The organism is Halopseudomonas sp. (genome assembly GCF_038130085.1).
Taxonomy (GTDB): domain Bacteria; phylum Pseudomonadota; class Gammaproteobacteria; order Pseudomonadales; family Pseudomonadaceae; genus Halopseudomonas.
Genome location: NZ_JAYPMU010000041.1, coordinates 1 through 11,564, shown reverse-complemented (window position 1 = coordinate 11,564; position 11,564 = coordinate 1). Strand labels below are relative to the sequence as shown.

The window sequence follows — 11,564 nt, the reverse complement described above, 5'->3', positions numbered from 1 at the left end:
CAAGGTGGCGGCTTGACTTAAACCAAACAGCCTCCGCGAAACCCGGGGCGGTTCAATCACCAGCGGCGCCTCAAACAGCATCTTGGCTACGCGCACCTCGCCGATCCCGTTGCGTTGGGCCAGATACTCCATTACGGTCGGATCGGTGACGGCCAGGTGGAATCGCCCCATGCTGAGCATTTTCAATAGCGACAACTCACTGGTTGCTGCTGCATCAATGCTTTGTGGAAAGCGCTCAATTAGCGCTTGAAACGGCCGCGGATAGACATAACTTTTGACAATACCGACCCGGTGTTCAGCAAAGGCCTGATCGACGTCGCTCACTTCAATGTCGCTATCCATCATTGTCATCAGTGCCAAGTAAGATGACGTAACCTCCCCGGACGATACAAAGCCCTCATGCACTTCGATCGGCCACGCCGGGAAGAAACCAAGATAACCAGGTTGACGCGCAATCTGTTGGGCGCGCCGCCAAGGATAGAATTCGGGGCCATGCCGAGATAACGGGAAAATTCACTCACATCCATCCTAACTGATTGATTTATCAGAACATTTCCATGGCGGGAATTTTTATGGAATCATAACGAGATCACGGAAAATTAAGACATTCAAACCATAAATGTTTGATTTCTAGGCTTTGTGTTGCTCTCACATGCTTGCGCATGTTCGCCCACCTTCAATTAGTCTCAAATGTGGGCTCGATGGCAGCTGTAAACTTTCCTCCCCTCGGAGGTGATGATCATGCGGCACGTTGCAATGCAGCCAACGGAAACGACTTCAGACGTTACCTGTGACGCTTGTTGCCAAAGCACAAGTATTGAAACCGCTCTGCAATCACTCGAACGACAACTCGTTTCACTGCGGGCTAATTGCAACGATGGGCGGGAAGTTGAGGCTTGCGGCATTCTCGCCGGAATTAGCGAGGACGCATGCATTAAATGAACGGCGTTGGGGCTTGCGGGCCTGGTTACCCGGCCAACGCGCATGCCCTCGAAATGGTTGTTTGTCCCTGTGGTTTTTGCCCCTTCGTAGTGATGGCTGTCTCCGTGCGGTATCACTTTGAGTCAGGCCTGCCGAGGAAACGTGAGTTCAAACGTGGTCCGACCGTCTTTGCTGGCGACGGCCACGTGGCCTTTGTGGAGGTTCATCACTGAGCGGACAATCGCTAGCCCCAATCCTGCCCCGCGAGGTTGTATGCCGTTAACGCGGTAAAAGCGGTCGAACAGATGTGGGAGATGATCCGATTCGATAGTCGCGCCATGATTGGTGACAGCCAGCGAGACGATGTCTACGTCCTCCTCAAGGATCTTAAGTTCGACCGTACTGCCAGTATTTGAATGCCGCAGCGCGTTGGATAGCAGGTTGGAAATGGCCCGCTGGACCATAAGTCGATTTCCCAAAATCATGGCATCGCCCGTTACTGTCGTAGCGACTCCCGCTTCTTCGGCAAGGACTTCGAAGTATTCACATACGCGCCTCGCCTCGCTTCCTAAAGATAATTGTTCGAGCTTCAGTGCTGGGCTGGCGTGGCTGGCCTGGGCGAGAAACAGCATGTCTGACACGATTCGATCCATGCGTTCGAGTTCTTCAACCGACGACTCGATCACCTCCCGATAATGCTCCTTGCTTCGCTCACGCACCAAAGTCACCTGCGCCTTGCCTATCAGGTTGTTCAGCGGAGTTTTTAACTCATGAGCCACATCGTCCGAGAATTGTGACAGTTGCTGAACGCCGTCATCGAGTCGATGAAGCATTACGTTGAGGCTGTGCGCCAATGCCTGGAGCTCTTGCGGAAGCCGATCGTTGCGGATTCGAGGTGATAGATCCTGTGTAGATACCTTAGTCGCCAAGGCCCGGAACTTGCGAAGCGGCCGCAAGCCATTTTGGGCGATTAGCCATCCAGCCAATCCGATCAATATCAGTAGCATCGGCACGGTCACTAAGGCCGAGCGCAGGAATGCAGCCACCAGCCGTTGATCGGCACTGCGATCTTGCGAAAGTAAAAGCGTCATTGAAGCCAGTCCCGGGACTTGGATTTGCTTGCGCCCGGTTAGCATCTGCACGCCATCTTTCGTTGTCCAGCCAAGATAGTCGCCGTCCCTGCTCACGAGATCCAGCTGCTGCGGCGCATTGGCGAATCGGCCGATACTGAAAATGGGTGATTTCGCTGTATCGCCGATGACCGTAATCGAAAGGTTGTCATGGCCGAGTACGGTATCGCTCAATGCGTGTTGCCAGGAGCGGCCCATACGGGCTTTGGTGTCTTCGAGGAGTGCATGATCGATCTGAGAGAGCTTGGCCGTCACTTCCTCCTGGGCGCGCAGTTCCAGTTGGCGCACCAGTACCCAGTAGCTCAGTGCAATCAGCAGCGCGACCAAAGCGGCGCCGGTCAGTGTGATTTGAAGCGCGAGACGCGATGCGAGGCTGAGTGGCTTCAAGGCCGCGCCTCCAGCACGTAGCCCACACCCCGGATGGTGTGTATCAGGCGATCGCCGAAGGGTTCGTCCACTTTCATCCGCAGGCGACGAATCGCAACATCCACCACATTGGTATCGCAGTCGAAATTGATGTCCCACACCATGGCAGTTATTTCCGTACGCGTGAGGACTTCGCCAGTCCGGCGCATGAGCAGATGCAATAACGCAAATTCTTTGCTGGTGAGGTCGATACGCTGACCGCTCCGGTAAGCCCTATGCCGGGCCGGGTCCAGTTCGAGGTCGGCTACACGCAGGTTGCTCGGAAGTGTGACTGCCTCGCCTCGCCGCAACAGTGTCCGGATACGAGCGAGCAGCTCAGGGAACTGAAACGGCTTGACCAGATAGTCATCAGCACCCAGCTCAAAACCGCGGACTTTTTGCTCTAGGCGGGCGTTGGCTGTCAGCATGATGACGCGTGTCTGTTTACGCCGCCTAATAAGTTCGAGCACCTCCCACCCATCCATGTTTGGCAGATTCACATCCAGTAGCACGATGTCATAGTCGTTCTGCAGTGCTAGGTGAAATCCATCGAGCCCATCACTTACGCAATCGACGATGTACCCACATTCGATAAGACCCTGCTGCAGGTATTCCGCAGCTTTGATTTCGTCTTCTACAACCAGGATGCGCATGTTTTCAGGTAACTCGGCAAGGGGGTGCGTGGTAAGCGGAACCAAAAATAATACATGTAGTAACTATAAGGTCAAGACGAAAGAGGCTTGGCTCTAGCGTGAAAGGCAGAGGCGAAATGATCTGCACAGGGAAGCGGGAAGCACTTTAACGCGGTAAAAGTCCTGCGGGGCCTGTCTTGCAAATTTGTAATCTACCGGTCATTTGGTTGACCCGCAGCCCAAGGAGGTGCACTTAAACAAAAAAAGGCGCCCTACGGGCGCCTGAAACACATCTTCAAACCAAGGGAGCACAAAAAGAAGATGTGGTGTTGCTCGTAGTGCTTCACAGGATCGAGAGCGGGTACTCGGCGATGAATCGAACCTCATTGAGGTCGGACTCGAAAGCAGTCGCCCGTGTTGTAGCCTGGCGCACCCGCAGAGAGAGGTCCTTGAACGAGCCTGTCTGTACAACGTAGCGTGCTTCGACGTCGCGTTCCCAGCGCTTCTGTCCGGTCAGAGGCGCGCCGTTATCGTCTTGGCGCATGTATACCTCATTTGCGTTGCTGTAATCGGCGCCCCAGCCGCGGGCGTAGCGAGTCATGAACGTAAGCCCAGGTATGCCGTAACCCGCCATGTTTAGGTCATAACGCAGCATCCAGGACTGCTCTTTAGGTGAGTTGAAATCACTGTACTGGATGGAGTTGTTCAGGTAGATCGAGTCAGCCTGGCGCAAGTAGTCAAAGTCGTTGTTACCGTTGTTTCGCTGATACGACGCCGTGACGGTGTGCGCGCCGAAGGCGACACCCAGGCTGGAACTCCAGATGCTGTTATTAAACTCGCCCAGCAGTTTCCGACCTTCGTCGGTTGCCTTGTAGTAGTTGAAGCTGCCCAGCAGCACGACGGCATCGGAAAGCGGATAGGTGGCCGATAGACCGAAGTAATGTTGGTTCCAGGCTTCCTTGAGGCGGCTGGTATACAAGCTGAAACTGAGATTTTCGTTCACGCTATAGTCACCGCCCGCGTAGCCGAGCCAAGGCGCGTCTACGCCCCCGCCGTAGAAGGTGACGAAGTCTTCGTTCATGTTACTGGTGTTGGGCTGGCTCATCGCGTGCAAGCGGCCTCCCTGGAGGGTGAGGTCGTCCAGCGAGTTGTTCACAACGGTGACACCCTTGAAAGACTCCGGCAGCAGCCGAGAGTCGCCGAAGTGCACGACAGGTGTAGTGGGAAATACATCGCCGGCCTTGATCTCGGTGTCCAGCAAGCGTGCTTTCACCGCGCCCCCCGCCCGTGTGAAGTCATCCTCAGGATCGCCTGCGCTGTCGTGGGGAAGCAGGTCGATGCTGCCGCCCACACCGGAGCGCCCCGAACCGGAGTCGAGCTTGAGGCCGAGCATGGCGAAAGCGTCGAAGCCAATCCCTACCGAGCCTTGGGTATATCCGGACTCGAAGAAGGCCATCAATCCGTGGGCCCATTCCTCGGAGTAGCCATTGCCGGCGGCACTCTCACCGTCGCGAAAATCCCGATTGAAATAGAAGTTGCGATTTATCAGCGATAGCGTGCTGCCTTCGATGAAGCCCTCGGCTGTTTCCGATTGGGCAAAGACCGGGGCGCTGCCCAATGCCAGTGAAAGGGCTGTCAGCGAAAAAACGGCCTTTTTGCTCATGATGATGCTCCTTATGTACGGCAGGTCAGTGCTCGAATGACGCCTTTCGCCTTTTTGTTTTTTAGCGCTTGGCCATGTTCTTCCCCTAGAGATGACGGCAGGATTAGCGGCAAATGACTATTTTGTAATCTGAGGAAGCCCAATCGCGCACTCCTTCGATTACAGATTTGTAATGTTGCGGTCACCAGGTCGTTATCCACACTTATTTAAAGTCACCACCCCATAGCCATCAGCTATCTCGCCGGCTTGGCAAGGCTGATAAAAACGCTTTCGTGTATTTGTCTACTAAATTCAGGGCGAATCACTATCGCAGTAGAGGTGCATGTATTCAGCGTCTTGGCGGGGTAGTTCTATGATTGGATTCGATATTTAAACTAGGAAGTCATCTTTTTGCCTTGGATGAGAAAAACAGTTCTGCTGTTGTTGCTAGCCCTTTTCCCATTGCAATCATCATGGGCAGTTGTAAGCACGAGTTGCAGTCATGAATATGGTTCGGCATCAAACCATCTTGGACATCATGAACATGCGCATGAATCTCTAGGTACGGACGAGGATGGATCGTCAAAAGCCGCAAAAAAAATCAGTCTGGATAGAGATTGTGTTTTCCATGGTGACCATATCAAGCCGCTTATAACGAAAGGGATCTGTACTGGTTCGGTATTATCAATGAGCTTGAAACCGTTTCTTTCTGCTAGCTACGCATCGGCTGAAGCGGGGCGTCCTGAGAAACCTAATTGGCGCATCAGTACAAAACCGGTGGGACGCCAAAGTAACCAGTAAGCGCCATTTATCTGTATCTTACGTCTCACAGAACCTTCCCTTTTTTAGGAGATTTCGGTGCGAAAAGTTCTTCTACCGCTGGGGTTGGCGACATTGTCGTGCAACCTTGCCTTTGCGAAGCCTTTAGAGTTGGCGACCTTCACACAGACCTTACCTGTCGGTGTGTCAAATACATTCCCCGTTGAGTCTGTCGATTCCATAAGCTTTCTACGCGCCTTGGAACTCGCTAGCTCTGCAAGCCCTGAACTGGCTGTTGCAAGACGTGAGCTGGCTGCTTCTCGCGCATTAATTAGCCAAGCCGGAGCACGTCCGAATCCAATATTGTCCGCTAGCCAGGAGGGAATCCGGGGCGATGCTCCGGAGACGACGCTTGAGCTGAGCCAAGAAATAGAGCTGGGCGGTAAACGTTCGGCTCGTATTGAGGCAGCGCAACGCGCCATGGACGTAGCGGCCGCTGACCTACAGGACGCTCAAGCTCGACTGAGGGGGGCAGTGATGGGCGCATATTACGATGTGCTTACTGCTCAAGAACGGCTGGAACTCGCCCAGGCTGCTTCAGATCTTGCGAAGCGAGCAGTGAACGTGGCCAATCGACGTGTGAGGGCCGGCATGGTCTCTCCCGTAGAGGAAACCCGGGCGCAGGTTGCGGCTACTGGCGTGCAAGTAGAGCTTGCCCAGGCCACAGCTGAACTCGAAGCTGCGCGCACTCGGCTGGCGGCCAACTGGGGAAATCCACAGCCACGCTTTGAGCGAGTAGAAGAGCCGGCAGAGGCAGTGCCTCCTCTTCCAGAGCTAGCTGAGCTTTACAGCCGTTTGAACGATTCCGCTCAACTAACCCGCGCGCGTCGGGAGGCTGAAAGACGTCGGGCTGCGCTGGAGCTGGAAAGGGCGAATCGCTTTTCTAACGTGACGGTTAGCGTAGGTGCCCAACGCTCAGATGAATATAACGGCACGCTGGGACTGGTGAGTATCTCGATGCCCTTGCCGTTGTTTGATCGAAACCAAGGCAACATCGGAGCAGCGCAGGAACGGGCCTACCAGGCCCAGGACGAGCTCAACGCCGTTCACATACGCCTGAAAAGCGAGCTTTCCCAAGCACACATGCGCCTGCGCACTGCTCGCCAGCAGTTTGAACTGTTGCGCAACGATATGCTCCCCAGTGCCCAAAGCGCTTATGAAGCTGCCAGCAAGGGGTTCGAACTTGGAAAATTCACGTTCCTTGACGTACTGGATGCTCAACGCACGCTTTTCCAAGCCCGCTCTCAGTTTCTGTCTGCGCTCTCGCAAGCTAATCAGGCGGCGGCAGAAATCTCGCGAATTGTCAGCGATGGGTCTGCCGTTATCACCTCGGCCACTCAGCCATAAGGAATCCATATGACAAGTAAATCGAACACATCTTCCTTGGCTGTTCACAAGAAGCAGATTTTTTGGATCGTCGTCATATTAAGCGTGGCACTTATGCTTGGCGGATTGCTTCTTCGCAGTAGTCCAGCTGTGCCCGATGCGGGCGACGCACATAGCGAGCATGGTGACGAATCGGAGCATGAGGATGAAGGGCATTCGGGTGAGGATGCAGAAGCCGAAGGAGATCATGGCCATGATGAAGGAGGCGCCGATAGCGATCACGAGGTCGGTGCGGCAGAGAAAGATGAGCATGAAGATGAGCCCGAGGGAGCGGAGCATACTGAAACAGCAGAGGTAGAACTCTCAGAGACACAAATCCTAGCCGCGGGCATCTCGCTGGCAACCGCTCAGCCTGCACAGATACAAAGCGCAATCGAGCTGCCAGGTGAAATTACGTTTAACCAGGATCGCACAGCGCAAGTTGTGCCTCGTCTCTCAGGCGTCGTTGAAGCGGTCAAAGTCGATTTGGGCGAACAGGTGAAACAGGGGCAAGTACTCGCTGTGATCGCGAGTACTGACCTGTCGGAACGTAGAAGCGAGTTCTACGCGGCACAAAAACGTCTTGCATTGGCTCAGAAAACCTATCGACGCGAAAAGGAGCTGTGGGAAGAGCGTATTTCCGCAGAACAGGATTATTTACAGGCACAACAGGCTCTACGGGAAGCAGAGCTGACTGTTGCGAATGCAAAAGCACAGCTACAAGCGCTTGGCAGTGATGCTGGCAAGCCAGACGCATTGAGCCGCTACGAACTCAGGGCGCCGTTCGATGGGATGATCGTTGAGAAGGACATCACTCTCGGTGAGTCAGTCAATACCGATGACCAGATATTCATCATTTCCGATCTTTCTACCGTTTGGGCAGATATCAGCGTTCCTGCCAATGCACTCAGCGCGGTACGAGTCGGCAGCAACGCGGTTATCGAAGCCACAGCATTCGAGTCCAGTGCCAATGGCACCGTTTCTTATGTCGGCTCACTTGTTGGTCAGCAAAGCCGCGCCGCTACCGCCCGGGTCACACTTCCCAACCCTGAAGGGGTTTGGCGCCCCGGCCTGTTCGTCAAAGTGCAGGTAGGCGCTGGCGAAGCATCCGTGCCAGTCGCAGTAAGTCCTGATGCGATCCACACATTGGAAGAAAAGCCGGTGGTGTTTGTACGGACCGACCATGGCTTTGCTGCTCAGCCAATCGTGAGTGGCCGCAGCGATAGTGAAGCGGTCGAAATCAAGGAAGGCCTCCAGGCCGGAGCGCGCTATGCCTTGGATAACAGCTTCATCATCAAGTCCGAGCTTGGCAAAGCCAGCGCCTCGCATGCTCACTGATACGGAGTTATAGAATCGTGTTCGAACGTATCATTCGTTTTTCTATCGAGCATCGCTGGTTGGTTATGCTAGCCGTGCTTGGCATGGCAGCGTTAGGAGCTTACAGCTACCAAAAGCTGCCTATCGATGCTGTCCCGGATATCACCAACGTACAGGTGCAAATCAACACTGCGGCGCCAGGTTATTCCCCGCTGGAAGTGGAGCAGCGTATTACCTACCCGCTCGAGACGGTAATGGCTGGGCTGCCCAAGCTCGAGCAGACACGATCCTTGTCTCGATATGGACTTTCTCAGATCACAGTTATTTTTGAGGAAGGCACTGACATCTATTTTGCCCGCCAACTTGTGAACGAGCGCCTGGGAGGGGCCAAAGATCAGCTCCCAGATGGCGTCACTCCAACACTTGGCCCTATTTCCACTGGGCTTGGCGAAATCTATTTTTGGACGGTTGAAGCTGAGGAAGGTGCCACCAAATCGGACGGTACGCCGTATACCCCTGCTGACTTGCGTGAGATTCAAGATTGGATCATCAAACCGCAAGTCCGAAATGTACCTGGTGTTACTGAGATCAATACGATCGGAGGATATGCAAAGGAATATCAGATCGCCCCCAACCCAGACACTTTGCGGTCGTTTGGACTAACACTACAAGATTTGATCGAGGCGGTTGAGCAAAACAATAACAATCTAGGTGCCGGATATATTGAAAAGCGCGGCGAGCAGTATCTTGTTCGAGCTCCAGGACAAATGCAGTCTGTGGAGGACATCCGCGATACCCTTATTAGCAACGTTGACGGTACCCCAGTGCGTATCCGCGACGTTGCGACGGTCGAGGTTGGAAAGGAGCTCCGCACTGGCGCAGCCACCGAGAATGGCCGCGAAGTGGTACTAGGTACGGCCTTCATGCTTATCGGTGAAAATAGCCGAGTAGTTTCTAGGGCTGTCGACGACAAGATGAAAGAGATAAACCTTTCGCTTCCGGAAGGCGTAAAGGCAATTACTGTCTACGATCGAACTGTACTCGTAGACAAAGCTATATCCACCGTTAAGAAGAACCTCACTGAGGGTGCCATTCTTGTTGTGGTTATACTTTTTCTCTTCTTAGGCAATATCCGGGCGGCGATCCTAACCGCGCTTGTGATACCGCTTTCTATGCTCTTCACGTTCACCGGCATGGTAGCCAATCAGGTCAGCGCCAACCTGATGAGCCTAGGCGCATTGGATTTCGGCATCATTATCGATGGAGCCGTGGTGATTGTTGAGAACTGCGTGCGTCGACTTGCACACGCTCAGTCCCATCACGGACGGGCATTAACACTGTCCGAACGGCTTCATGAAGTATTCGCTGCGGCAAAGGAAGTGCGTCGGCCTCTATTGTATGGGCAGCTGATCATTATGATCGTGTATCTGCCGATATTCGCCCTTACAGGGGTAGAAGGTAAGATGTTCACGCCCATGGCGTTTACCGTAGTGACAGCGCTATTCGGGGCGATGATCCTTTCGGTGACGTTCGTCCCGGCGGCCGTTGCGCTCTTTATCGGTAAGCGGGTTACGGAAAAGGAAAACTTTCTAATCCGCAATGCTAAACGGGCCTACGCACCTGCGCTCGATGCGGTAATGGCCAACAAGCCAGCAGTGCTCACCTTTGCGGTAGTTGTAGTCATACTTTCTGGCCTCGTAGGGTCACGTATGGGCAGTGAATTCGTGCCTAGCCTCAACGAGGGAGACTTCGCTATCCAAGCCCTTCGTGTACCAGCTACCAGTCTTAGTCAGTCTGTAGAGATGCAGCAGCAGCTGGAGCGAAAGCTTATGGATGAGTTTCCGGAGATTGAACGCATATTTGCGCGAACTGGCACTGCGGAAGTGGCATCGGATGCTATGCCTCCAAATATCTCTGACGGGTACGTCATGCTGAAGCCACAAGAACAGTGGCCGGATCCAGGCAAGTCGCGTAATCAGCTCTTAAGCGAGGTGCAAGCATCCGCCGCTGAGTTGCCGGGCAATAACTACGAGTTTTCCCAGCCGATTCAGCTGCGTTTCAACGAGCTGATTTCCGGAGTTCGTGCCGCGGTAGCCGTGAAAATCTATGGTGATGACATGGACGTTCTTAACAGCACGGCGGCGGAAGTATCCGAGGTGCTAGGACAAGTACCAGGCGCTTCAGAGGTTACGGTCGAGCAGACGACTGGCCTTCCCATGCTCACGATTGATATCGATCGCGATCAGATCGCACGATACGGCCTGAGTCTAGATACCGTCCAGCAAGCGGTTGCAGTAGCTATCGGTGGCCGAGAGGCAGGCACCTTGTTTCAAGGAGACCGGCGTTTCGATATCGTAGTTCGTTTACCGGACGAGATACGCAGCGATCTCGCCGCAATTGAGCGGCTTCCAATTGCCCTTCCAAGAGAATTAAACAGCGCCATAAGTTATATCCCCCTCGGCGAGGTGGCCACCCTGGATTTGGCCCCCGGTCCGAATCAGATCAGTAGAGAGGAAGGGAAACGGCGAATTGTTGTCAGTGCAAACGTCCGTGGTCGGGACATTGGATCATTCGTATCCGAGGCAGAACAGAAAATCCAGGCTCAGGTAGATATCCCGGCAGGTTATTGGATCGATTGGGGCGGTACCTTTGAGCAGCTTGAATCGGCAACGAAGCGGCTGCAGATTGTCGTCCCCGTGGCGCTGCTCCTGGTCTTCATTCTGCTTTTCATGATGTTCAACAATGTCAAAGACGGCTTGTTGGTCTTTACCGGGATTCCATTTGCGCTCACGGGAGGCATTGTTGCGCTGTGGCTCAGAGATATCCCATTGTCCATTTCAGCAGGTGTTGGCTTTATTGCTCTGTCAGGCGTCGCAGTTCTAAATGGCCTGGTAATGATCTCCTTCATCCGTAGCCTACGGGAGCAAGGTTTGCCTCTGGACACCGCGATCCGCGAGGGCGGTCTTACCCGGCTACGCCCGGTATTGATGACGGCCCTAGTGGCTTCACTCGGGTTCGTTCCAATGGCCTTGAATGTGGGTACCGGTGCAGAGGTGCAGCGCCCCCTTGCGACGGTGGTAATCGGGGGGATTCTCTCCTCAACGGTGCTAACGCTATTAGTTTTGCCGTTGCTCTACCAGATGGCTCATCGGCGCGAAGACGAATTGGAGGAGCAAGAAATCGCGCTAGCCGCCGACAGAACGAGCTAGATATCGGATGGCGGTACACAACGCCCCGTTCTTGCTAGCAAGCAAGAACGGGGCGTGTTGATTATCGGAGTGAACCGCCCCGGGTTTCGCGGAGGCTGTTTGGTTTAAGTCAAGCCGCCACCTT

The 11,564-nt window shown here is 54.1% G+C and carries 7 protein-coding genes and 1 pseudogene; 4 read left to right on the top strand and 4 right to left on the bottom strand.

The window, feature by feature from the left end:
- Positions 1–342: hypothetical protein (locus AAFM31_RS17295; protein WP_341709126.1), on the bottom strand; the 342-nt coding region annotated here is incomplete at its 3' end.
- A 480-nt stretch (positions 343–822) separates the two neighbouring features.
- On the opposite strand from AAFM31_RS17295, the pseudogene AAFM31_RS17290 reads away from it, so the two are divergent.
- Positions 823–942, top strand: a pseudogene (locus tag AAFM31_RS17290) (Cd(II)/Pb(II)-responsive transcriptional regulator); the annotation flags it as partial.
- A 122-nt stretch (positions 943–1,064) separates the two neighbouring features.
- Here AAFM31_RS17290 and AAFM31_RS17285 read toward each other — a convergent pair.
- The 3 genes from AAFM31_RS17285 to AAFM31_RS17275 form a co-directional block, all read right to left on the bottom strand.
- Positions 1,065–2,438 carry a heavy metal sensor histidine kinase gene (locus AAFM31_RS17285; protein ID WP_341709125.1) on the bottom strand — a complete coding sequence of 458 codons (1,374 nt, stop codon included), beginning with the start codon at positions 2,436–2,438 and terminating at the stop codon, positions 1,065–1,067.
- Complete coding sequence (locus AAFM31_RS17280) at positions 2,435–3,109, bottom strand: heavy metal response regulator transcription factor (RefSeq protein WP_096006500.1); 675 nt, start codon at positions 3,107–3,109, stop codon at positions 2,435–2,437. The genes AAFM31_RS17285 and AAFM31_RS17280 overlap by 4 nt, the downstream gene beginning before the upstream one ends.
- A 322-nt stretch (positions 3,110–3,431) precedes the next feature.
- Entirely contained in the window at positions 3,432–4,751 is a 1,320-nt protein-coding gene (locus AAFM31_RS17275; protein ID WP_341709124.1) for an OprD family porin, read from the bottom strand.
- A gap of 837 nt (positions 4,752–5,588) precedes the next feature.
- On the opposite strand from AAFM31_RS17275, the gene AAFM31_RS17270 reads away from it, so the two are divergent.
- The 3 genes from AAFM31_RS17270 to AAFM31_RS17260 are packed head-to-tail and all read left to right on the top strand — an operon-like array spanning position 5,589 to position 11,440.
- On the top strand, positions 5,589–6,896 hold the full coding sequence (locus tag AAFM31_RS17270) for a TolC family protein (protein ID WP_341709123.1): 1,308 nt from the start codon (positions 5,589–5,591) through the stop codon (positions 6,894–6,896).
- Between the two features lie 9 nt (positions 6,897–6,905).
- A complete protein-coding gene (locus tag AAFM31_RS17265) occupies positions 6,906–8,252 on the top strand; it encodes an efflux RND transporter periplasmic adaptor subunit (RefSeq protein WP_341709122.1) in 1,347 nt (448 codons plus the stop codon).
- A 17-nt stretch (positions 8,253–8,269) separates the two neighbouring features.
- The gene (locus AAFM31_RS17260; RefSeq protein ID WP_341709121.1) at positions 8,270–11,440 is read left to right on the top strand and encodes a CusA/CzcA family heavy metal efflux RND transporter; all 3,171 of its coding nucleotides are present in this window, start codon (positions 8,270–8,272) and stop codon (positions 11,438–11,440) included.
- The last annotated feature ends 124 nt before the right edge of the window (positions 11,441–11,564 follow it).